Consider the following 22,010-nt stretch of genomic DNA (forward strand, 5'->3'; position numbering starts at 1 on the left):
GGACGGTCGAGGAGGGTGGGGCCGACGCCGGCCGGCAGCGTGGCCGCGAGTCCCGGCGCGGGCGGCGCGCCGGCCGGATTCGGCACTGTCGCCTCCGGTGCCGGGCCCGCCGGCACCGAGCCGGGCACCTGGGCCGGAGCGGCCGGGCCGGCGTCGCGCAGCGTCGGGGTCGGTCGCGGTGCGGGGAGGCTCGGCCCGGCGGCCATCACCGTCGGGGTGGGCGTCCGGAGCGGCAGGTCGGTCAGCGCCCCCTCGGCGACCGGCAGCTCCGGCTGCTCCAGCACCGTCGGCGCGACACCCAGGTCGGCGTGGAGCATCCGGGCCACCAGCGGCATCCGGGACGACCCGCCGACCAGGAAGAGCCCGGCGAGCCGCTCGGGCGTGAGCCCGGCCGCACCGATCACCTCCCGGGCCGCGGCGACCGCGCGCTCCAACAACGGGCGGGCGGCCCGCTCGACGTCGTCGCGGGTCAGCCGCACCGGCTCGGCGACGCCGGGCACCACGACCGGTGCGGCGGTGCCACGGGACAGCGACTCCTTCGCGCCGCGTACGGCCTCCCAGAGCTGCACGGCGTCGCGGCGCCCGACGGCGTCGCCCGGGGCGGTCAGCCGCGCCCACTGCCGCGGGTACCGCCCGGCGACCAGCTCACCGACCCGGGCGACCAGCGCCGCGTCGACGTCCAGGCCGCCGAGGTCGGGCAGCCCACCGCAGGAGATGACGGTGAAGCCCGAGTCACCCCACGGGTCGGCGCCCTCGTTGCGTACCACGGCCACGTCCAACGTGCCGCCGCCGAAGTCGAAGACCGCGATCGCCTCGCCGACCGGGACGGGGCGACGCAACACCTCGGTGTAGTAGCGGGCCGCCGCGACCGGTTCCCGCAGCAGCCGGGTCCCGGGTGGGGTCGGGCCGGCGAGGGTGTGCTCGGCGGCCTGCGGCCAGCCGGCCCGCAGCAGGGCGTCGCCGAGCACCTGCCGCCGGGCGTCGTCCCAGGCGGCCGGGCAGGTGAGCACCGCCGGGGGCAGGAAGCCGGCCGCCTCGACCGCGGCCCTACCGACCGCGTGCAGCACCGCGCCGAGCAGCTGCGCGGGGAGCAGGTCACGGTCGCCGAGGCGTACGGTCGGCTCGTCGACGCGGCGCTTCGGGTTCGGCTCGTACCGCCCCGGGTCGGCCTGCGCCAGCCGGCGGGCGTCCAGCCCGGCGTGCAGCCGACCGTCCGGGTCGGCGTACACCCCGGAGGGCATGATCGGCTGACCGTCCACGAGCAGCGGCCGGGTACGCCCGTCCGGCCAGCGCAGCACCGCCACCGTGTTGGACGTACCGAGGTCGACACCGAGAGCGAAGCCCTCGTGCTGGCCTGCCATCTACCGATACCTCCGCGTGACGATGCCCGGTGCGCATCGTACGCAGCCAGCACCGCACCGCTGACCGGCCGGTCAGCCACGGTGGACCGTAAGGAACCCGCAACATCCCGCCCCGGCCGCGCGGCGCAGGCCCTGGCTAGGGTGGGCGCGGGGAGGTGCACGTGGGTCAGCGGGTGCTGGTGGTCGACGACGACCGGACGGTCAGCGACGTGGTCTGCCGCTACCTGGAACACGCCGGTTACGAGGTCGACCACGTCGCGGACGGCCTGGCGGCGCTCGACGCGGTACGGGAGCGCCGGCCTCATCTCGTGGTGCTCGACCTGATGCTGCCCGGCTTGGACGGGCTCCAGGTGTGCCGGCGGCTGCGGGAGCGGCCGGACGGCGTACCGATCGTCATGCTCACCGCGCGGGGCGACGAGGCGGACCGGGTGCTCGGCCTGCAACTGGGCGCCGACGACTACCTGGGCAAGCCCTTCTCCCCCCGCGAACTGGTGCTGCGGGTCGGCTCGGTCCTGCGCCGGGCCGGGGAGCCCCCGCCGCCGGTGGCGGAGGTCTTCGTCGACGCCGGGCTCGAGGTGGCGACCGGCCCGCGGGTGGCCCGGCTGCACGGCCGCGAGCTGTCCCTCACGCTGCGCGAGTTCGACCTGCTGGCCCACCTGCTGCGGCACCCGGCGCGGGCGTTCCGTCGCGCCGAACTGCTGGAGCGGGTCTGGGGCTGGACGTTCGGCGACGAGTCCACGGTGACCGTGCACGTACGCCGGCTGCGGGAGAAGATCGAGGACGACCCGGCCGAGCCGCGACGCATCGTCACGGTCTGGGGTGTCGGCTACCGCTACCAACCCGCCCATGCGTGACCTCGCGCTGATCTTCGCGATGGCGCTGGCGGCGGCGCTCGGCGTCGGGCTGGCCGGCGCGCTCGCGCTGCGACTGCTGCGCCACCGGTCGATCACCGTGCACGTCTGCGTGCTGCTCACGATCACCGTGGCGGCCGTGGTGGCCGGCGTGGCGGTGGTCGCCCGGGCGATGTTCCTCTCCCGGCACGACCTCCAGGTCGTGCTGCTCACGGTGGCCGCCGCCGCGGCGGTGAGCCTCGCCATCGGTTGGTACTTCGGGCGACGCCTCGCCGTCGCCGCCGTCTGGGCCGACCAGGCGCGCGAGCGGGAACGCCGGATCGAGAAGGGCCGTCGCGACCTGGTCGCCTGGGTCTCCCACGACCTGCGCACACCGCTCGCCGGCCTGCGGGCGATGGCCGAGGCGCTCGAGGACCGGGTGGTGGAGGACCCGGCGACGGTCGCCGAGTACCACCGGCGCATCCGCGTGCAGACCGACCGGATGACCCGGCTGGTGGACGACCTCTTCGAACTCTCCCGGATCAACGCGGGCGCGCTGCGGCTCTCCCTGGTCTCGGTGCCGCTCGGCGAGGTGGTGTCCGACGCCCTCGCCGGCGCCGCGCCGCTCGCCGCCGCCCGCGGGATCAGACTCGTGGCCGCCGAGTCGGGCTGGCCCACCGTGCGGGCCAGCGAGCCCGAGCTGGCCCGGGTGGTGGGCAACCTGCTGCTCAACGCGGTGCGCTACACCCCCGAGGACGGCACCGTGCAGGTCGACGGGGGCCGGGACCACGACGAGGCCTGGCTGGCGGTGGCGGACAGTTGCGGCGGCATCCCGGAGCAGGACCTGCCCCGCCTGTTCGACGTGGCGTTCCGGGGCGAGCCGGCGCGTACGCCCCGCGCGGGCGGCAACGGGGAGGGCTCCGGCGGGCTGGGCCTGGCCATCGTGCGGGGACTTGTCGAGGCGCACGGCGGTCGGGTGAACGTGCAGAACACGGCCGACGGGTGCCGGTTCGTGGTCCGGCTTCCCGCCGCCGCCGGCTGACGGCGCGCGCCGGGAGCGGTCACACGGCCAGCTCGCCGAACCAGCGCCCGTCACGGCGGAACACGTCCCGCACCGCGAGTCGGGCGTGGGCCGCCACCCGGTGCACCGCCCGGGTGTCCAACCGGGCCCAGCGGAACGCCGGCCCCAGGGTGGTCGTCCCCGGCCGGCGCGGCGACGCCACCCGGGCGTCACCCTGCCACAGCCCCGGCCCGGGCGGTTCCAGCTCGACCAGCACCGTGCCCGCCGCGTCGAGCAGGCTCCGGCAGCGGGCCAGCAGCGCCACCGGGTCGCCGCCGATACCGATGTTGCCGTCGAGCAGGACGGCGTGCGCCCACCGGCCCTCGGCGGGCAGCGGGGCGAACAGGTCACGGTGCAGCGCCACGGCTCCCCGGGCCCGGGCGGTCGCGACCGCGTACGCGGAGATGTCCACCCCGACGGCGGTGACCCCGGCCCGGGTCAGCGCCACCGTGAGCCGGCCGGGGCCGCAGCCGAGGTCCAGCGTCGGGCCGGCACAGCGGGACACCACCTCGGCCGTGGCCGGCTCGGCCGGACCGTGCCAGCGGCGAACCGGCAGCCGGTGCCGTACACCGTCGCCGTGCACGAGCCAGTGGCCGTCGCCGCCACGGTCGCGCAGCGCCGTGGCGAAGCCGTCGGCGCTCATCCGCGGCCTCCGGACACCAGCGCCCGGCGGACCGTACCGACCTGCCGGGCGAACCGGCCGGAGGGCGCCTCGGCGGCGACCGCGAGCGCGTCGGGCCACTCGTCGACGTCGCGCAGCAGGGGCAGCGGCACGGTCCGCAGGCCCCGCTCCGCCAGCGCCGACCAGGTGAGCCAGCCGGTGCGAGCGGTGGACATCGGCACGGTACGCAGCAGTGCGGCGTCCCGCGGCTCGCGCAGTCCCAGCGCCCACCAGCCGCCGTCGACCGCCGCGCCGAGCACCGCGTCGGCGCTCGCCAGCCGCAGCACCGCCGACGCGAGCCCGGCCGGGGTCAGCTGCGGGGTGTCCATGCCGATCTGGAGCACCGGACGGGCCGGAAAGGCGGCGGCCACCTCGGCGTGCGCGTTGGCGAGCCGGTCGCCGAGCCCGCCGCCCCGCTGCGTCAGCACGGTCCAGCCGCGCAGGGAGGTGACGAGCCCGGCGGCGTCCTCCGCGTCGGTCAGCCGGCCGGCGCAGGCGAGCACCGGGGTGACCCCGGGCGTGCCGCTGACCGCGTCCAGGGTGTCCCGCAACGCGGCGGCGGCGATCCGGGCCGCCTGCAGGGGGCTGGCCGGCGGGCAGAGCCGGGTCTTGACCGCACCGGGCACCGGCGCCTTCGCCGCCACCAGCAGCACGGTCACCGGGAGCCGTCCACGGTGCGCAGCACACCGGCGAAGTCGCGGGTCGCCCGCAGGGTGCCGCGGACCGAGCCGGAGACCTTCGAGCGGGTGCCGGCGACGCGCGGCGAGTACCGCACGTCCACCTCGTGGATCCGCCAGCCGGCGGCGGCGGCCCGGATCAGCAGTTCGAGGGGGTAGCCGAAGGCCCGATCGGTGACGCCGAGCGCGAGCAGCGCTTCGCGGCGGGCGACCCGGATCGGGCTGAGGTCGCGCAGCGGTACGCCCCGGCGGCGCAGCAGCGCCGCGACCAGGGCGGTGCCGGCGCGGGCGTGCCACGGCCACGCGCCCACGCCGACCGGCCGGCGCCGACCGACGGCGAGGTCCGCCGCGCCGGACGCCACCGGGGTGACCAGTGCCGGCAACTCGTGGGGGTCGAACGAGCCGTCGGCGTCGAGCACGCAGACCAGGTCGCTCCGGGCGGCCTCCAGTCCGGTGTGCACGGCGGCCCCGTAGCCCCGGCGCGGCTCGTGGACCACCCGGGCGCCGTGCCGGGCGGCGACCTGCGGCGACCCGTCCCGCGACCCGTTGTCGACCACGATCGCCCGGTACCCGGGCGGCAGGGCGGCGAGCACCTGCGGCAGCGCGGCGGCCTCGTCCAGGCAGGGCAGCACGACGTCGATCGGAGTGGGGTCGTTCTGGGTCGGCATGAGGCCGACGCTAGGTCGCGGCCGGGGCGTTCGGGGCCGGAACGTCCTTACCGAACGCTTACCGCGCGGACGATTCTTACCGGACGGTGACGGGGCGCCCGTTCCGCCCCCGCGAGCCGCCGCGCCGCCGTACCGTCCCAGGGTCATGGTCTCCGCACCCACGCTCACCGCCGCGCGGCGGACCCCCGGACACCGTCACCGCGCCGACCTCGCGGTGCTCGCGGTGGAGGTCGCGCTGCTCGCGGTCGCGGTCGGCGTGGGGTTCGTGCTGAACCGGCGCGGCGTGGGCCTGTACGCGGACGCCGCCCCGCTCTACGCCACGTGGCGGCCGCACCTGGGCTGGGGCACGCCGGCCGCGCTGCTCGTCGCGGTCGCGGTGCTCGGGTGGGGGGCGCGCTGGGCGCGTACCGCCCACTGGGGCGCGCTGCTCGCCGCCGGCTGGCTGGCGTCGGTGGCCTGGACGCTGTCGTTGGCGCTGGTGGACGGCTGGTCGGCCGGGCTGGCGCGACGGCTGACGGCGCAGGCGGAGTACCTGACCGAGGTGCCGAGGGTCACCGACATCCCGGCGATGCTCGCCGGGTTCGCCTCCCGGATCCTCGACTTCCAGCCGGACTCCTGGTCTACCCACACCGCCGGGCATCCGCCGGGCGCACTGCTGCTCTTCGTCTGGCTGGACCGGGTGGGGCTGGGCGGCGGCGCCGTCGCCGGGCTGGCCTGCGTGCTGGTCGGGGCGACGGTCGCGATCTCGGTGCCGGTCACCCTGCGGGCGCTCGGCGCCCCGGACGCGGCGCGGTCGGTGGTGCCGTTCCTGGTGCTGCTGCCGGGCGCGGTGTGGATGGGGGCGTCGGGCGACGCGCTCTTCGCCGCGGTGGTCGCCGCCGGGCTCGCCCTGCTGGCGGTACGCGGCCCCACCGCCGCCGCGCTCGGCGGCGTGCTGCTCGGCTTCGCGCTCTACCTCTCGTACGGGTTCGTGCTGGTCGGGGTGCTCGCGCTGGCGGTGCTGGTGCTGCGCCCCGCGGCCCGGCTGCGGGCCCTGCTCGCCGGCGGCGCCGGGGTGCTCGCCGTGGCGGCGGCGTTCACGCTTGCCGGTTTCCATTGGTGGGAGGGGTACCGGCTGGTCGTCGAGCGCTACTACCAGGGCTGGGCGGCCGAACGGCCGTACGCCTACTGGGTCTGGGCGAACCTGGCGGCGTTGCTGCTCTCCGCCGGTCCGGTGGTGGGGCCGGCGTTGCGCCGGGCGGTGGTCTCGGCCGTGGGCGGGGCGCGCGCCGGCTGGCGACGGGCGGCGCTGGCCACGGCGGTACGCGACGCCGGCCCGGCCGTCGTGCTGCCGTTGGCCGCCGCCGTGGCGATCGCCGCGGCCGACCTGTCGGGGTTGAGCAAGGCCGAGGTGGAGCGGATCTGGCTGCCGTTCGCGGTCTGGCTGCTGGCGGCCGCCGCGCTGCTGCCCGCCGGGGCGCGCCGTTGGTGGCTGGCCGGGCAGGCGGCCACCGCGCTCGCCGTCAACCACCTGCTCTGGACGGTCTCCTGACGCCGGCCGGCCGTGGTCGTGTGCCGTCCCGGCGGCCGGGCACGGCGGGTCAGGCCGACAGGGCGGCCGGTTCGCGCAGCGGGTCGGTGGCGAAGCCCGCCACGCCCTCGGCGAAGCCGACCCGGGCGGTGTAGCCGAGCAGTTCGGCGGCGCGGCCCGGGTCGGCGACGACGTGCCGCACGTCGGCGGCCCGCGCGCCACCGACGACGAGCGGGGCCGGGCCGCCCATCGCGGCGGCCAGGGTCTGCGCCAGTTCGCCGACGGTGCGCGGCTCGCCGGAGCAGACGTTCACCGGCACCAGCGCGGCCGTGGGAGGCGGCGCGGCCAGCGCCAGCAGGTTCGCCCGGGCCACGTCGGTGACGTGCACGAAGTCGCGTCGCTGCCGGCCGTCCTCCAGCACCCGCGGCGGTAGCCCGGCGGCGAGCGCCGACCGGAAGATCGACGCGACCCCGGCGTACGGGGTGTCGCGGGGCATCCGGGGGCCGTAGACGTTGTGGTACCGCAGCGCCCACACTCCCCCGCCGGTCTGCCGGGCCCAGGCTGCGGCGAAGTGCTCCTGGGCGAGCTTGCTGGCCGCGTAGGTGCTGCGCGGCTCCAGCCGGGCGTCCTCGGGCACCAGCGCCGGGGTGAGCGGGTCACCGCAGCGGGGACAGGTGGGGTCGTACCGGCCGGCCGCCATGTCCCGCGCCCGACGTGGGGACGGGCGCACCACGCCGTCGGCGAGGCAGTGGTACCGCCCCTCGCCGTAGACCACCATCGAGCTGGCCAGCACCAGGCGGGACACGCCGGCCCGGTACATCGCGGCCAGCAGCACCGCTGTGCCCAGGTCGTTGTGGCCGGCGTACTCCGGCGCGTCGGCCGGGTCGAGGCCGTGCCCCACCATCGCCGCCTGGTGGCAGACCGCGTCCACACCCGGCAGCAGCCGGTCCAGCAGCCGGCCGTCGCGGACGTCCCCCCGCACCAGCTCGTGCCGCCGCGCCCACTGCGGCGTCTCCGCCCCGTGGGCCTGCGGCAGCAGCGCGTCCAGCGCCACCACCTCGTGCCCCTCGTCGGCGAGCAGGTCGGCGACCTGCGATCCGATGAACCCGGCCGCGCCGGTGACCAGTACCCGCATGTCGGGTGACGGTAGGTCAACCGGCCGGCGTGACGGGCCGATGCGGCCGGCCCGTAAGGAGTTCGCAACAGGTCGCACCCGTCCGGCCGACCGGTAAGCCCTCCGTAATGCGGCAAACGCGGTCACCCGGCCCGGTGGTCGGCCACGATGACCAGGAGATCGACCACTCGACCGAGGAGGGGCAGTGCCCACGAGCGACCCGGCAACCGGGGAACGCGCCGATCCGACCGGGGGCTACGGGGTGCCCCGGCGGCTCTGGCGGGCCCTCGACCGGCATCGGCCGCCCGGTACCGACGCGGTCACCACGGGCTGGCGCAGCCCGCTGCGGGGGCCGCGGCTCACCTCGGTGTACGGCCTGGTGCTGCTGGTCACGCTGCCGCTGGTCATCGTCACCGGCCTGCTGGACTACGCCGCGTACAGCCCGCAGTTCGGGCAGGCGTTCCCCGTCGACGTGGGCTGGTTGCGGCTGCCGCACTTCGACTGGCCGACCCGGCCGGCGTGGCTGTTCCGCCTCACCCAGGGGCTGCACGTGGGGCTCGGGATCGTGATCGTTCCGGTGGTGCTGGCCAAGCTCTGGTCTGTGGTGCCGAAGCTCTTCGACTGGCCGCCGGCCCGCTCGGTGGCGCAGGTGCTCGAACGGCTCTCCCTGCTGCTGCTCGTCGGTGGGATCCTCTTCCAGATCGCCACCGGCCTGCTCAACACGCAGTACGCGTACGTCTTCGGGTTCGACTTCTACACGGCGCACTACTTCGGGGCCTGGGTCTTCACCGCAGCGCTCGTGGCGCACGTGGTGCTGAAGCTGCCCCGGCTGGTCACGGCGCTGCGGTCCCGACCGGCCGGCGCCGAGCTGCGTACGCCCCGCGCCGCCACCCGGCCCGAGCCGCCCGACCCGGACGGGCTGGTGCCCACCCGGCCGGGCCCGCCCACGGTGAGCCGGCGCGGCGCGGTCGCCCTGGTCGGCGGCGGTTCGCTGATGCTGGCCGCGCTGACCGTCGGGCAGAGCTTCGACGGCCCGGTGCGCCGCACGGCCTGGCTGCTGCCCCGAGGTCACGACCCCGGTAGCGGGCCGAACGGGTTCCAGATCAACCGGAGCGCCGCGGCGGCGGGCATCCGGCCCGCCGACACCGGCCCCGGCTGGCGGCTGACGTTGCGGGGTGGCGGGCGCACGGTGACCCTGGACCGGGCCCGGCTGCTCGCGATGGCGCAGCACACCGCCCGGCTGCCGATCGCCTGCGTCGAGGGCTGGTCGACCACGCAGACCTGGACCGGCGTACGGCTGCGCGACCTCGCGGCCCTCGCCGGGGTGCCCGACCCGGCGGCGGCGCACGTCGAGTCGCTGGAGCGCACCGGGCTGTTCCGGCGGGCCACGCTCCAGGCGAACCAGGTGCGCGATCCGGACTCGCTGCTGGCGCTGCGGGTCAACGGGGCCGACCTCTCCCCGGACCACGGCTTCCCGGCGCGGATCATCGTCCCGGCGCTGCCCGGCGTGCACTGCACGAAGTGGGTGGCCGACATCGACTTCCGCACCCATGGGTGAGGCGTTCGCCCGGTTGCGGGCCGGCTACGGCGCCGGTCCTCGGCACCTGCTCGTCCTGCTGCTCTGCTTCGTGGTCACCGGCTGGGTGGCCCTGCGGGTGGCCGGCGAGGCCACGGCCGGGCGGATGCTGCTCTGGTTCGTCGGCGCGGTGGTCCTCCACGACCTGGTGCTCTTCCCCCTGTACGCGCTGGTCGACCGGGGGCTGCGCGCCGCGGCCGGGGTACCCCGCCGACCGGCGGCATCGGTCGGGGTGCGGCCGGCGGCGTCGGCCCCGGGGCCGGACGACGCGGGGCGGGCGGCGGTCCGGCTGGCGCTGCTCAACCACGTTCGGCTGCCGGCGCTCGGCGCCGGCCTGCTCTTCCTCGTCTACCTGCCGGGCGTGCTCGGCTGGGGCGCGGACACCTACCGGGCCGCGACCGGCCAGGAACGCACCCCGTTCCTGGGCCGCTGGCTGGCGGTCAGTGGCGCGTTGTTCCTGCTCAGCGCCGTGGTGTGGGTGATCAGGTGGACCCGGTGGCGAACGGTTCGCTGCAGCCGTGACCCGGCCGAGCGAGGGTGACCGTGCTGGCGGGCGCGCCGAGGACGGATTCGAGATCGACGTAACTTCCGGGAGGTCGCGGCCTCGTTCCCGACGGGGAGCCACTCCTTCCCTGACGTCGCGGGCCGGTCGGTGGGACGGTTTCAGCTGCGTGTCGCCGGGAAGCACGGGGGTGGTCCGCGTCAGCACCGAGGGGGGTACGTCCATGGAGAGCCTGGCCAGGCCCACGCACCGCCCGGGCGACGTCGCCGGGAGCGCGGTGTGAACGGGCCGGTGGGCGAGGAGCCCGTCGGTGAGCTGGAGCTGGTGCACACCTTCACCGGGCCGATGCCGACCGGCGTGACGGTCTCGCACACCGGGCGGATCTTCGTCAACTACCCGCAGTGGGGTGACGACCCGCCGGCCGCCGTGGCCGAGCTGCGCGACGGGCGGGAGGTGCCGTTCCCGGACGAGCGGTGGAACTCCCCCGGTGGCGACGACGACGCGCAGGCGTTCGTGTCGGTGCAGTGCGTGGTGGTCGATCCGGCCGATCGGCTCTGGGTGGTGGACACCGGCAGCCCGATGTTCCGCCCGACGAAGCCCGGCGGCCCGAAACTGGTCCGCGTCGACCTGGAGACCGACCAGGTCGCTCAGGTGATCACGTTCCCGCCCGACGTGGTGCTGCCGAGCAGCTACCTCAACGACGTCCGGTTCGACCTGCGGCGCGGCGCGGCCGGGCTGGCCTACCTCACCGACTCCGCCAGCGACGGCCCGAACGGCATCGTGGTCGTCGACCTGGCCAGTGGTCGCTCGTGGCGACGGCTGCACGACCACCCGTCGACGAAGGCCGAGTCGCTGCACGGCTACCGGCCGATGGTCGAGGGGCGACCGCTGCTGCAACGCCCGCCGGACGGGCCGCCGAAACCGGTCACGATGGGCTCCGACGGGATCGCCGTCAGCGCCGACGGGTCCCGGCTCTACTACTGCCCGCTGATGTCGCGGCGCTGGTACAGCGTCTCCACGGACGCCCTCGCCGACCCGTCGCTGCCCGAGGAGGAGGTGGCCGACGCGGTGGTCGACGAGGGTGACAAGGGCACCGGCTCGGACGGGCTGGAGAGCGACGACGCGGGACGGATCTACCTCACCGCCTACGAGCACAACGCGGTGTTCCGGCGGCTGCCCGACGGGCGGTTCGAGACGCTCCTGCACGACCCACGCCTGCTCTGGCCGGACACCCTGTCGGTCGCCGCCGACCGGCACCTCTACGTCACCGCCAACCAACTGCACCGGCAGGCCACCTACCAGGGCGGGCAGGATCGGCGGCGCAAGCCGTACGCCCTGTTCCGGACCCCGATCGACGCCGGGCCGGTGCTGCTGCGCTGACCCGCGAACGACAGTGGGCGGGCCGGGAACACCCGGCCCGCCCACGGCGGTGGTACTACCTGAGGCTCAGTTCGAGCCGGTGACCCGGAACGGCAACGTGATCCGCGTCTTCGAGTCGGCGCCCGTCAGCGTGACGCTGGTCGAGCCGACCTTCGCTTCGCCGGCGACGCTGACGATCACACCGGCGAGGACGCCGTCCGCGTTCGCCCGCACGATGCTGGTCGCGAGGCCGGCACCGAAGCGGACGGTGACCGCCTCGTTCGGCGCGAACCCGTGACCGTCGACCATGATCGCCGTGCCGCGCGGTCCCGACGTGGTGAGCAGCCCGGCCCGCGGCTGGTACGTCCGCGGCTGCGCCGGCTCGGTCACCTGGACGGTGGCCGTCGCCGGCGTGCGCGAGGACGTGCCGGTGGCGGTGACCGCGTAGCGGCCCGGCCGCGCCGCGGCGGACGTCGCGATCGAGGCCCGCACCGCACCCGCCGAGGAGGCGGTGACCTTCATGGTCCGCGCCGGGCTGGTGCCGAGCGTCACGGTGACCTGCTCGCCGGCGGCGAACCCGCTGCCGTTGACGGTGATCGTGTCGCCGGTGCCGACCGTGGCGGACGCCGACGTCGCGATCGTCGGCTGGCGTTTACCGCCGCCCACGGTCACGGTGAAGGTGGCGGTGCTGCTGGAGCGCGTGTCCCACGCGGTGACGTGCACCGTGTAGGTGCCCTCCCGGGCGTACGTGTGCGCTCCGCTCATCGCCCCGGTCGCGTCGACCGTGACGTCCTGCGGAACCGTGCCGTCACCCCACTGGACCCGCGCCCGGTAGCCGGAGGCGTCGGGGACGCCACCGTCGACCGAGCCGAGGTTCGCCGAGAGGAGCTGACCGGCGGTGGCCGTCTGGTCCTTCGGGGCGGCGATCGCCAGCTCGGCGGCCGGCGTGCCGTCGTCGGCGACGGCGAACACGTGGATCCGGCCCGTCGAGCCGGGGTCACCGGTCTGCGTCGGCAGGGTCACCGAGACCAGCGTCTTGCCCTCCGGGATCCGGTACGGCGCGGTGGCGAAGAGGAACGGCTGGGCGCCGTCCCGGCTCGTGCCGTGCAGCCGGTACGCGGTTTTGGCGACGACCAGGTTGCCGTAGGAGGGCGTGCCGTTCGGGTTGCCACCCAGCGTCCAGTCGCTCAGCTGGATCGGGATGCCGGCGGTGCTGCCGTCGCTGAACGTCGCCGTTGCGGTCGTGCTCTGGTTGCCCTGCGTGCCGGCGCCGATGAACGAGATGTTCCGGGCGTCGTCGGGCAGGTCGAGCGCGATCGTCCGCCCGTTGCCGGTGGCGTTGTCCGCCTGCCCCGCCGGGATCGCCGGCAGGGTGAAGTGCAGCGACGTGCCCGGCACCTGGTGCCGCTCGCCCTGCGTCACCCCGGCCGCGGTCAGGGCGGCCCGCGAGTACGCCCACTGCTTGGCGTCGCAGTTCGCCGCGCGTACGCCCTCGTCACCGATGCAGACGGTGTCGTAGGACGCGACGAGGCCGCCGCTGGGGGCGTAGGTCACGTCGACGCCGACGGTCGCGGCGCCCTGCCCGGCACCGTCGGTGACGGTGACGCTCGCCTGGTGGTGACCGGGCGTGGCGTAGGTGTGCGAACCGCTGACGCTGTAGACGGCGCGCGAGCTGAGGGTCAGGGTGCCCTCGGTGGCCGGCGAGCCGTCACCCCAGTCGATGGTGGCCCGGTAGCCCTCGGCGTCGCCGCCGGTCACGGTGGCCAGCGGCACCGACACGGGCGCGCCGGCGCGCGCGTCGACGCTGCCCGCCGCGGTGACCGCGATGTCGCCGCCGCCGAGGTCGAGGTCACCGCCGGCGAGCAGTTCGACCTCGGCGAGGTTCGGCTGCGCGGCGCCGACGGTCTTCGTCACGACGAGCCGGAACTGGGCGAACCGGCCCGGCTTGTCGATCTTGAAGGGGCGGGTCTGGTTGCGCCACCGGAACACCTCACCCTTGCGGGAGTCGACGGTGGTCCAGGTGATGCCGTCGTTGGAGCCCTGGAGTCGCCAGTCCGCCGGGTCGCCCTGGGCCGCCCCGGAGGTGAGGGTGTAGTACGCCGGCTTCTGCTTCTTGCCGCGGAAGGCCCAGCTGACCTGCGGCGTACCGGAGCTGAAGGTCAGCTGCGTGATCGACGAGTCGTCGAAGAGCTTCGAGGCGTCCTGGCCGCCGGTGGCGGTCGCGGTGCCGAGCCCCGGGCCGGTGGTGTCCTGCAGCGGCTCGGGCGTGTCGTTCCCCTTGGTCAGCGACGGCGGCGCGTCGTTCTTGCCGCTGCCCCAGGACGACGGGTCGGCGCCCATCCGGAAGTCGATCGTGCCGCCCCGGGTGAACGCGGAGACGTCGACGGAGAGCCCGCGCTGCTTCTTGCCGTTGACCTTGACGTCCTGCACGTAGACGTTCTTGGTGCTGTTGTTCGGCGCGTTGACGACGATGTCGCCGTTCTCCCGGTGGACCACCATGCGGGTGAACTGCGGGGAGCCGATGGCCCACTGGGACGACCCGGCCTGCAGCGGGTAGATGCCCAGCGAGCTGAGGACGTACCAGGACGACATCTCGCCGTTGTCCTCGTCACCGAGGTAGCCCTGGCCGATCTCGCTGCCGACGTAGAGGCGCTGCATGATCTCCCGGACGATCGCCTGCGTCTTGGCCGGCGCGCCCGCGAAGTCGTACATGTACGGGATGTGGTGCGACGGCTGGTTGCTCATGCCGAGCTGACCCAGGCGCACCGCCCGCGCCTCGAGCATCTCGTGGATGATGCCGCCGTAGCCGCCGGGACGGTCGGCGTTCTCCGGGGTGGCGAAGAACTCGTCGAGCTTCTTCTCCAGCGCTTTCGGCCCGCCGTACAGGTTGGCCAGGCCCTGGCCGTCCTGCTGGGCGGTGAAGGCGAAGTTCCACCCGTTGGTCTCGGTGTAGACGCCACCCCAGTCCAGCGGGTCACCGTCGAGGAAGTTCCCGGCGGCGTCCCGGCCCTGGAAGAGCTTCGTCTCCGGGTCGAAGAGGTGGACGTAGTTGCGGGCCCGCTGGAGGAAGTACGCCGACTCGTCCTTGAGCCGGGCGCGCTCCGACTTCGGCGTGGCCGGGTCCTTGGCCAGGGCGGCGGCCATGTTGCCGATGCCGTAGTCGTTGATGAAGCCCTCCAGGGCCCAGGACACCGACTCGCCGGTGGAGGTCGGCGTGTAGCCGAGGAAGAGCGAGGTCTCGATGCCCTTGCGGCCGACCTCGCTGCGCCCCGACGCGACCGTCGCGTCCTTGACCGCGGCGTCGTACGCGGCGAGCGGGTCGGGCAGCTTCACCCCGGTGAGGTAGGCCTGGGCCACCGCCACGTTCGCGCTGGTGCCGGTCATCAGGTCGGCGTAGCCGGGCGACGACCAGCGGGCGATCCAGCCACCGTCACGGTAGTGCTGGACGAAGCCGTCGGCGATCCGGGCCGCGACGTCCGGGTAGAGCAGCGAGTACGCCGGCCACACGGTGCGGTAGGTGTCCCAGAACCCGTTGTTGACGTAGATCTGCCCGTCGACGATCTTCGCGCCGGTGTGCGTGGCGGTCGACGTGCCGGCCGGCGCCGAGACCGGGCTCGCGTACTGCCAGCGCGGCGCGGAAGCGGTGCCCGTGTTCTCCGACTGCGAGTTCGGGTAGAGGTTCAGCCGGTACAGGTTCGAGTAGAGCGTCACGAGCTGCGTCTCGCTCGCGTCCCGTACCTCGATCCGGCCGAGCCGCTCCTGCCAGGCGGCGGTGGCGGCGGCGTGGATCTGGTCGAAGCTCTTCCCGGTCACCTCCAGGTCGAGGTTCTTGCGCGCCTGGTCGACCGAGAGGAACGAGGTCGCGATGCGCATCGTCACCTGACGGTTCGCCGAGACGTCGAAGGTCGCGGACGTCGCGGCGGCGGCGGTCGGCGCCCGGTCGAAGGCACCGGCCACGAACATCCGGCTGCGACCGGCCGAGAAGCCGCTCCCGTTGTCGACCCAGCCGGTGAACGTGCCGTCCGTGCCGATGGTGAAGGTGCCGTTGTGGAAGACGAGGCTCCCGGTGGCCTGCCCGGACGGGAAGGTGAACCGCATGGCGCCGGCGTGGTCGGTGGGCGACACCTCGGCGACCAGGCCGTTCTGCAACGCGACCCGGTAGTGGTCCGGCCGCGCCGTCTCGTCCTCGTGGCGGAAGGCGACAGCCCGGCTGGCGGGCGACCCGGTGAGGTTTGCGTCGCCGAGGACCGGCATGACCGACATCTGGTTGCGGTCACCCATCCACGGGCTCGGCTCGTGGGAGATCGCCAGGCCCTGCAGGGTGGGCAGGTTGGCCGCGTTGTTGTAGCGGGCGTAGTGGTACTGCCACGAGTCGGAGACCGCGTCGGTCACCGGCGTGAAGAAGTTGAAGCCGTTCGGCACCGAGGTGATCGGCAGGTTGTTGCCGCGCGAGAAGCCGCCCGTCGAGTTGGTGCCGCGCCGGGTGTCGACGTAGTTGGTGAGCTTCGAGCCGTCGATCCGCGTCGGCGAGCCGGTCACCTCGACGTCGTCGAGCCAGCCCTGGAACCGGGTCTTCCCGGTGGCCTGCGGGTTGTCGTAGGCGAGCAGGATGCGGTCGATGGTCTTGCCGTTCGCGACCGCGCCGACGTCGGTCTGCACCGCGTTCCACTGCTCGGCGTAGAGCACCTTCGCCGCGCCCTGACCGGCGGCGGTGAGCCGGTAGCCGTGCTGGTCGAGCGGGGAGCGGCCGCTGAGGTACGTGCCGTCGGTGAAGTGCAGGTCGAGGGCCGCGTAGGTCGACGGGTACCGCCCGTCGCCGCTGGTGAACTCGGGGAAGATCTTGTAGGAGAGCCGGGTCTCCGGCCCGACCGGGATGTGCACGTCGAAGAGCTTGTTCGTCGCGTACGACCGGCCGTCGCCCTCGGCGCCACCGGCGTAGCGCAGCGCGGCCGTTCCGGTGAAGCCCGCGCCCGGCTTGGTGGTGTAGCCGTCGGCGGGACCGGCGCCGAGCTCGCTGAACATCGGGTTCGACGGCGGCCGGACGTCGGAGCCGTCGCCGATGTTCCAGTCGGCGAGCTGCACGAGCCCGTCACCGGAGTTCGCGGTGACGTTCAGCCGGTAGTAACCGTAGGCGGTCTTGTTGGTGGTGTTGTAGATCTTGGCGGAGTAGCGGCCGTCGAACTTCTCTCCGGTGCGCTTGTCCAGGTCGGTCCAGGTGTCACCGTCGTTGGAGCCCTGCAGGACGAAGTCCTTGGGGTCGCGGCCCGGCGCGTCGTTCGCCGAGATCAGCGCGTATCGCGCGACCACGGCCGGCTCGGTGAGCCGGTAGGTCACCCAGCCGGTCCGTTCGAACGCCAGCCACTTGGTCGACGAGTCGTCGTCCGCGAGCATGGCGGCGGTTTCGTTCGGCGGGTTCTCCGCGCTCGCCGTCACCGCGGTGACCCTGCCGAGCAGGCTGTCGGTCAGGGTGGCGACCTTGCCGCTGAGGTTCGCCTGGACCGGCTTGCCGTCGCGGCCGACCTCGACGGTGCTCGCGGCGGGTTGCGGGTCGGCGGACTCGAAGGAGGAGCTGAAGTTTCCGGGGGCCGCCGCGGGCGCGGCGTTCGCGAGGGGCGCGCCGACGACCACTCCCGCCGGCAGCAGCGCCGCGGTCACCGCGGCGAGCAGCCGGCGCGACGAGGGGCGCGCGAATGAGGGGTACGACATGCAGGTAGGGCCTTTCGACTCGATCCGCGTCGAGTACGTCGAAGGTGGTGGTGATGCGGACCGCGAATGCGCGGTCCGTCGGGTGTGGATCGTGTTACCAGGTGCTCAGGCGGTCGAACCGTCCGTCGGAGCGAGCGTCAGGCCGTCATGGCGCCGCCGGACAGGATGCTCGCTGCCCTGCTGCGGGACCCGCCGGTCTCGGCATGGTGCTCTCCTCCGCGGTCGCGGCCTGACATCGTTGTCATGTGGACCAACGGCCCACCGAGGGCAGGCCACCGAACCGTCGCTGATAGTCCCGGCCGGAGCGCCGCCGTGTCAACGAGTTGATCAAACCGCAACATCGGAGGTGGTCGTCCGACCGTTCCCGGCCGGTCCACCGGCAAGCCCTCGATCAACTACGATCCGACCCCATGCGTCGTGTCGTGCCGGTGCTGGCCTCCCTGCTCCTGGTGACCGTGTCCGGTTGCACTTCCGAGCCGACGGACTCCGGTCACACCACGATGACCGTCATCCTCGACCAGGACGTGACGCCCGAACAGAAGAGCGCCGTGGAGCAGCGACTGCGCGCGATGCCGAGCATCGAAGGCGTCGCTCTGGAAAGCCGCGAGCAGGCGTACGCACGCCAGAAGGAGGCTCTGGCCGACGACCCGGACCTGCTCGCGCAGCTGAAGCCCGAGTACGTGCCGGAGTCGTTCCACGCCACCGTCACCGACCCGCTGGCCGCCGAGGCGATCGAACTCGTCATGGGCTCGGTCGACCATGTCGGGTCCGTCGTGCTCCGCATCGCCGACGCCGATCCGCCGCCGTCACGGATCGGGGTGATCGTCCGGATGAAGGCTACGGCCACCGCTGAGCGGCTGGCCGCCGTGGAGAAGGCCGTCCAGGCACTGCCGCATGCGGAATCGATCGAGGTCGAGAAGCCCGATGCGGCGTACGAGCGCCTGCGTGAGCAGTGTGCGGGCAAGGGTGACCTGGCGACGCGGCTCGACCGACAGATGATGCGCGACTCGGTGCGGTTCGCGCTCCCCCTGGACAAGAAGTCGCCCGGAATGTCGAAGCTCATAGGGCTCGACGGCGTCGACGTCATGGAACTGGTGCCGGCGACGATGCTCTGACCAGCCGCAGCTGCGACGCCGACGGTCACCCGAGGCGCCGAACCCGGACCTTCGGGCGCTCGTTGCGCAGATGGCCCAGCTTGTGCTGGCGGACCTGCTCGTCCCAGACCTCCTGGTCGTAGTCCGGGTCCGGCGGGATCCACCGGTGGGATCCGTCGCTGTAGTGGAACTTCTCGTCCCCGGACCGCAGCATGCTCACCGGATCCACCCGAGGAACCGGCGGTGCAGCACCTCCGCCGGCAACCAGTGCAGGTCCTCGGTCGCACGTACGAGCTGCGCACCCAGGTAGAGCCCGAGGGACGCCCCGCGGCCCGAGAACTCCGCCCGCAGCTCACGCCGCCGCACCGGACAGGGCCACGGAAGGCCGCACCCGGCACAGACCCAGATCGGCAGTACGGGACCATGCGCGCTCATGCATCCGCGAACCCGCACGGACGTCGACGGCACCCGTCCGTTATCCGCCGCCCGTCCCTTCACCATCGCTACGCCTCGCCCGGCCACTGATCGCGGCCGATCGGGAGACGATGACGGACACGACAAGGTAGGTCAGCGCCACAACGGCAGGCACGCCGCCACCGCCGCCACGACCACACTGGTCGGTGCCGCCGTACCAGAGTCATCGCCGCTGCGAAGAGGTAGTCGTCGTAGGTGACGCGACGCGGCGCCGACAGCGGATGGCGCCTCATCCAGTCACCGACCACTGGAGTCTCACGCTCTCCTGCGGCTTGGCTGACACCTGAGTCGCCCATTCTTGCCAGAAGCGGTGCGCACGACCGGGACACATGCCTGGGACCATCCCGCCAAATCGCGAATGAACCCATGTCGGCCTGCCATGTCACCCTGACATAGGCCTCTCGACCTGCCTCGATACCTCCCTTAAGCTCCCCAGCTAGCACCTTCGGTAGTTATCTCATGACGCTCGGGAGCTGGTTTGTCGCTCGATCCGCTTCGGATCCCTGACGACGTGTGGTCGGACACCGTCATCCGCGACGCGGTCGGTCGGCGTGACGTGGGCGAGCTGTTCCGTCGGATCAGCCAATTGACCGGTGCCAGCCAGACCAGAGTTGGCGCGGCGGTCGGTTTGGAGCAGGGATACGTGAGCCGGATTATCTCCGGCCGCAAGGTCACCTCGATCGAGGTGCTGGAACGCATCGCCGACGGTCTCCGCATGCCCGATGGGTCACGCATGGCACTCGGCTTGGCACCGCGCTCCAGAACATGTCACCAGTGCATGGACCCGTCCACGGAGCAGCGGAAGAGTGGCACGCCGACCCGTCAAAGGTGGCGAATCCAGGTCCGCGATGCGACACGACTGTGGGATGGCGACATGAACCGGAGAGCCGTGATCCGAGGACTAGCATTCAACTCGGTCGGCTATGCCTTGCCTGCGCTCCGCTGGTTCACCGCACCCGCCGATCAGCACATCGCCGCCTCGGGTCGACGTGTGGTCGGCACACCCGACATCGACACCATTCGCGCGATGTCGGCGAATTATCGACAGTTGGACAACCAGCATGGCGGCGGGCATGCCCGCGACGCCGTAGCCCGTTACCTCCACCAGGATGTCGCTCCGCTCCTCACCGAGGGACGCTACGAGCCGGCAACCGGCCGCAAACTGCTGAGCGCCGTAGCCGAGCTGACTCAACTCGCCGGCTGGCAGGCATACGACCTGGCGGAGCACGGCGTCGCCCAGCGATACCTCACCGTGGCGCTGGACCTGGCACGCGCAGCCGACGACGTCAGGATCGGGGCAGAGATCATGGCGGCGATGAGCCATCAGGCCACATACCTCGGCCACAACTCCGCCGGAGTCGAACTCGCCCGGGCGGCACGAGAGACCGCCCACCGCGCCGGTTCCGCCGTACTCACGGCCGAGGCGCACGTCATGGAGGCTCACGCACACGCCGTCGGCGGCGATGAGAAGGCCTGCGCCAAGGCACTTCATCTGGCCGAGCAGACACTCGACCGGGCCGACCGCACCGGCGATCCGCAGTGGCTCGGCTATTTCGACGAGGCATATCTGTCGGCGAAGTTCGCACACTGCTTCCACGCTCTCGGCAAACCAGTGCACGCCGAGCGTTTCGCCACACGCTCCTTACGCATGGACGAGCGCTACGTACGCGGGAAGTCCTTCAATCTCGCACTCCTCGCATCCGTACAAATTCAACGCGGCGAGCCGGACCGCGCGTGCGCGATCGGAGCCGAAGCCTTGGCGCTGACGACGACGTTGCACTCGACGCGAGCCATCCGCTACATGCGCGATCTACAAGACCAGCTGAGCCTCTACCGGACGCGGCCAGCAGTCCGGCAGTTCGTCAACCAGGTCGACGTCGCCCTGGCTGCCCGCCGCTGACAGCTACAGTTCGCCGCAGGCCGAGCGGGCGACCAGTTCCAGCACGGCAATGACCGACCCCGCGCCGACGATGTCCCCCGTCCGGATCAAATCCCGCGCCTCGTCCAGGGGGATCCACGCGACCTGCTCGGCCTCGTTGACGTCCACCTGAGTGTCTGTCTTGTCCGCGGCCCTCGACAGGAACAACATGTTCTCCGCGTCGGCGGTACCCACCCACGGCTGGAAGTTCAGCAGGGGCTCGACCTCCCGGGGCCGCCAGCCGGTCTCCTCCTCCACCTCGCGCACCGCACAGATCTCCGGCGCCTCCTGGTCGTCGACGTAGCCGCCGGGAAGCTCCCACACCCATCGATCGAAGACGAACCGGTGTCGCCGCATCATCAACAGCCGCTTGCGGTCATCGAGGACGGCGACCATCGCGGAGCGAGGCGCGCGGATCACGTACTGCTCGAAGCGGACGCCGTCGGGCAGCTCGACCTCGGCGATACTCAAGCGGGATCGTCGCGTGTCGTCCACCACGCGCTCGCCGTGAATCGTCCACCGAGTCGACTCGGTCGTAGGCTTCTCCGTCACCCGGCAAGTATCGGTCAGCTACGCCGGGAGGGCCGCGGACGCCGCCGACGGCAGTGCCCCCTGGGGCATCCGCCTACATCGAGGCTGGATCGGGCCTAGCGGCCGACACGCGGCTCAGGTGGGCAGTTCGGTGCCCGCCTGCTCGGCCACCATGTACTGCGCGTACCAGCCGGGCCAGTCCGGGTCCGCCTGGCCGGTGCGCTTCTCGTGCTCGCCGTGGGCGGCCTCCACGCGACGAAGCGCGTTCGCCAGGTCGCTCACCGAGGCGAACGACGTCTCCTCGGCCTCGACGCGCCCGGGGAGCCGCGTCGTGATCTCCTGCACCAGCCAGGTGTTGCCGTCGGGGTCGCTGAACGTGGCGCGCGAGAAGTAGCTGCGCCGTTCGGGATCCAGGCCGCTGGCCGGACCCTGCGGAGTGACGTGCATGATCTCGCTGACCTCCACCCCGGCGCCGATCAGGGCGTCGCGGGCCGCTTCGAGGTCGGACACCACCAGGTAGCCCTTGGCCGAACCGGGGGCGGCCGACGTGAGGTCCGGGCCGAACTGGACCGAGCAACCCGAGCCGTGCGGCGTCAACTGGACGATGCCGGGTGGGGTCTGGTCGAGCCGCCAGCCGAGGCGGCCGTAGAACTCCTTCGCGCGGTCCACATCCGCGACCGGAAGGATCACCACCTCGAGCTTCATGTCCACGTTCTCGATGCTCGCCGCGTCACTCCGGGCACCCGGCATCGTCGCCTCCCTGGCTCGGTCACCGCACCTTGCACAACATCCGCGGCGTCATGTCAGTGGGACGTCCCGATCGGCCGCCTGGCCCTCCTGCGACCACGCGCCGGAATCCGCTCGCCGGGTGTCGCCACGACAGCCGCCGACGAGGCGGGGACTCGGTTACAACCTACTGCGTCCGCAGGTGCCAGGTGCCCCGTTCGCCGCATCACCCCCGCCCCGTCG

At 73.3% G+C, this 22,010-nt stretch carries 18 protein-coding genes; 8 read left to right on the forward strand and 10 right to left on the reverse strand.

From position 1 onward, the window contains the following. Window positions 1-1,361 (reverse strand): Hsp70 family protein (locus E1211_RS18875; RefSeq protein WP_132350325.1); only part of this gene is annotated, 1,361 nt, incomplete at its 3' end. A 161-nt stretch (window positions 1,362-1,522) separates the two neighbouring features. On the opposite strand from E1211_RS18875, the gene E1211_RS18880 reads away from it, so the two are divergent. Both E1211_RS18880 and E1211_RS18885 read left to right on the forward strand, forming a co-directional pair. Continuing rightward, entirely contained in the window at window positions 1,523-2,215 is a 693-nt protein-coding gene (locus E1211_RS18880) for a response regulator transcription factor (protein WP_132350326.1), read from the forward strand. Continuing rightward, window positions 2,208-3,233 (forward strand): sensor histidine kinase KdpD, encoded by a 1,026-nt coding sequence (locus tag E1211_RS18885; RefSeq protein ID WP_132350327.1) that lies wholly within the window; start codon window positions 2,208-2,210, stop codon window positions 3,231-3,233. The genes E1211_RS18880 and E1211_RS18885 overlap by 8 nt, the downstream gene beginning before the upstream one ends. A 19-nt stretch (window positions 3,234-3,252) precedes the next feature. Here the strand turns inward: E1211_RS18885 and E1211_RS18890 are convergent, their stop codons facing one another. Genes E1211_RS18890 through E1211_RS18900 form a run of 3 tightly spaced genes read right to left on the reverse strand, consistent with a single transcriptional unit; the run spans window position 3,253 to window position 5,257 of the window. Further along, window positions 3,253-3,894 carry a bifunctional 2-polyprenyl-6-hydroxyphenol methylase/3-demethylubiquinol 3-O-methyltransferase UbiG gene (locus E1211_RS18890; protein WP_132350328.1) on the reverse strand — a complete coding sequence of 214 codons (642 nt, stop codon included), beginning with the start codon at window positions 3,892-3,894 and terminating at the stop codon, window positions 3,253-3,255. Continuing rightward, the gene (locus tag E1211_RS18895; RefSeq protein ID WP_132350329.1) at window positions 3,891-4,571 is read right to left on the reverse strand and encodes a DUF2064 domain-containing protein; all 681 of its coding nucleotides are present in this window, start codon (window positions 4,569-4,571) and stop codon (window positions 3,891-3,893) included. Before E1211_RS18895 ends, E1211_RS18890 begins: the two co-directional genes overlap by 4 nt. Next, entirely contained in the window at window positions 4,568-5,257 is a 690-nt protein-coding gene (locus E1211_RS18900; RefSeq protein ID WP_132350330.1) for a glycosyltransferase family 2 protein, read from the reverse strand. The genes E1211_RS18895 and E1211_RS18900 overlap by 4 nt, the downstream gene beginning before the upstream one ends. A 145-nt stretch (window positions 5,258-5,402) precedes the next feature. Here E1211_RS18900 and E1211_RS18905 point away from each other — a divergent pair, with 145 nt between their 5' ends. Then, the gene (locus E1211_RS18905; RefSeq protein WP_132350331.1) at window positions 5,403-6,788 is read left to right on the forward strand and encodes a hypothetical protein; all 1,386 of its coding nucleotides are present in this window, start codon (window positions 5,403-5,405) and stop codon (window positions 6,786-6,788) included. Between the two features lie 49 nt (window positions 6,789-6,837). On the opposite strand, the gene E1211_RS18910 is transcribed toward E1211_RS18905, so the two are convergent. Continuing rightward, the gene (locus tag E1211_RS18910) at window positions 6,838-7,902 is read right to left on the reverse strand and encodes an NAD-dependent epimerase/dehydratase family protein (RefSeq protein ID WP_132350332.1); all 1,065 of its coding nucleotides are present in this window, start codon (window positions 7,900-7,902) and stop codon (window positions 6,838-6,840) included. A gap of 184 nt (window positions 7,903-8,086) precedes the next feature. Between E1211_RS18910 and E1211_RS18915 the strand changes: the two genes are divergently transcribed. From E1211_RS18915 to E1211_RS18925, 3 genes are all read left to right on the forward strand, one after another. Next, window positions 8,087-9,439: a molybdopterin-dependent oxidoreductase gene (locus tag E1211_RS18915; RefSeq protein ID WP_132350333.1), complete on the forward strand. Its 1,353-nt coding sequence runs from the start codon at window positions 8,087-8,089 to the stop codon at window positions 9,437-9,439. Next, on the forward strand, window positions 9,432-9,998 hold the full coding sequence (locus E1211_RS18920; RefSeq protein WP_207915425.1) for a hypothetical protein: 567 nt from the start codon (window positions 9,432-9,434) through the stop codon (window positions 9,996-9,998). The genes E1211_RS18915 and E1211_RS18920 overlap by 8 nt, the downstream gene beginning before the upstream one ends. 240 nt (window positions 9,999-10,238) lie before the next feature. Continuing rightward, window positions 10,239-11,339, forward strand: coding sequence for an L-dopachrome tautomerase-related protein (locus tag E1211_RS18925; RefSeq protein ID WP_132350334.1), 1,101 nt, complete (start codon window positions 10,239-10,241; stop codon window positions 11,337-11,339). A 66-nt stretch (window positions 11,340-11,405) separates the two neighbouring features. On the opposite strand, the gene E1211_RS18930 is transcribed toward E1211_RS18925, so the two are convergent. After that, entirely contained in the window at window positions 11,406-17,024 is a 5,619-nt protein-coding gene (locus E1211_RS18930; protein ID WP_132350335.1) for a GH92 family glycosyl hydrolase, read from the reverse strand. 422 nt (window positions 17,025-17,446) lie between these two features. Here E1211_RS18930 and E1211_RS18935 point away from each other — a divergent pair, with 422 nt between their 5' ends. Further along, the gene (locus E1211_RS18935; protein ID WP_132350336.1) at window positions 17,447-18,139 is read left to right on the forward strand and encodes a permease-like cell division protein FtsX; all 693 of its coding nucleotides are present in this window, start codon (window positions 17,447-17,449) and stop codon (window positions 18,137-18,139) included. Window positions 18,140-18,164: 25 nt separating this feature from the next. Here the strand turns inward: E1211_RS18935 and E1211_RS32595 are convergent, their stop codons facing one another. Continuing rightward, window positions 18,165-18,338, reverse strand: a complete 174-nt coding sequence (locus tag E1211_RS32595) for a hypothetical protein (protein WP_165947288.1) — start codon at window positions 18,336-18,338, stop codon at window positions 18,165-18,167. Beyond that, window positions 18,335-18,484 carry a hypothetical protein gene (locus E1211_RS18940; protein WP_243709594.1) on the reverse strand — a complete coding sequence of 50 codons (150 nt, stop codon included), beginning with the start codon at window positions 18,482-18,484 and terminating at the stop codon, window positions 18,335-18,337. Before E1211_RS18940 ends, E1211_RS32595 begins: the two co-directional genes overlap by 4 nt. Window positions 18,485-19,070: 586 nt before the next feature. On the opposite strand from E1211_RS18940, the gene E1211_RS18950 reads away from it, so the two are divergent. Further along, window positions 19,071-20,492: a helix-turn-helix domain-containing protein gene (locus E1211_RS18950; protein WP_132350338.1), complete on the forward strand. Its 1,422-nt coding sequence runs from the start codon at window positions 19,071-19,073 to the stop codon at window positions 20,490-20,492. 3 nt (window positions 20,493-20,495) lie between these two features. On the opposite strand, the gene E1211_RS18955 is transcribed toward E1211_RS18950, so the two are convergent. Together E1211_RS18955 and E1211_RS18960 are read right to left on the reverse strand one after the other, a co-directional pair. Further along, window positions 20,496-21,062: an NUDIX hydrolase gene (locus tag E1211_RS18955; RefSeq protein WP_132350339.1), complete on the reverse strand. Its 567-nt coding sequence runs from the start codon at window positions 21,060-21,062 to the stop codon at window positions 20,496-20,498. 114 nt (window positions 21,063-21,176) lie between these two features. Further along, a complete protein-coding gene (locus tag E1211_RS18960; RefSeq protein ID WP_132350340.1) occupies window positions 21,177-21,791 on the reverse strand; it encodes a VOC family protein in 615 nt (204 codons plus the stop codon). Window positions 21,792-22,010: the final 219 nt, after the last annotated feature.

The sequence above is a fragment of the Micromonospora sp. 15K316 genome (assembly GCF_004348525.1).
Taxonomy (GTDB): Bacteria; Actinomycetota; Actinomycetes; order Mycobacteriales; family Micromonosporaceae; genus Micromonospora.

Bases quoted from the DNA above. Each gene is read 5' to 3' on its own strand.
- E1211_RS18885 (WP_132350327.1), top strand. From the start codon at position 2,208: ATGCGTGACCTCGCGCTGATCTTCGCGATGGCGCTGGCGGCGGCGCTC.
- E1211_RS18890 (WP_132350328.1), bottom strand. From the start codon at position 3,894: ATGAGCGCCGACGGCTTCGCCACGGCGCTGCGCGACCGTGGCGGCGAC.
- E1211_RS18900 (WP_132350330.1), bottom strand. From the start codon at position 5,257: ATGCCGACCCAGAACGACCCCACTCCGATCGACGTCGTGCTGCCCTGC.
- E1211_RS18905 (WP_132350331.1), top strand. From the start codon at position 5,403: ATGGTCTCCGCACCCACGCTCACCGCCGCGCGGCGGACCCCCGGACAC.
- E1211_RS18910 (WP_132350332.1), bottom strand. From the start codon at position 7,902: ATGCGGGTACTGGTCACCGGCGCGGCCGGGTTCATCGGATCGCAGGTC.
- E1211_RS18920 (WP_207915425.1), top strand. From the start codon at position 9,432: ATGGGTGAGGCGTTCGCCCGGTTGCGGGCCGGCTACGGCGCCGGTCCT.
- E1211_RS18930 (WP_132350335.1), bottom strand. From the start codon at position 17,024: ATGTCGTACCCCTCATTCGCGCGCCCCTCGTCGCGCCGGCTGCTCGCC.
- E1211_RS18960 (WP_132350340.1), bottom strand. From the start codon at position 21,791: ATGCCGGGTGCCCGGAGTGACGCGGCGAGCATCGAGAACGTGGACATG.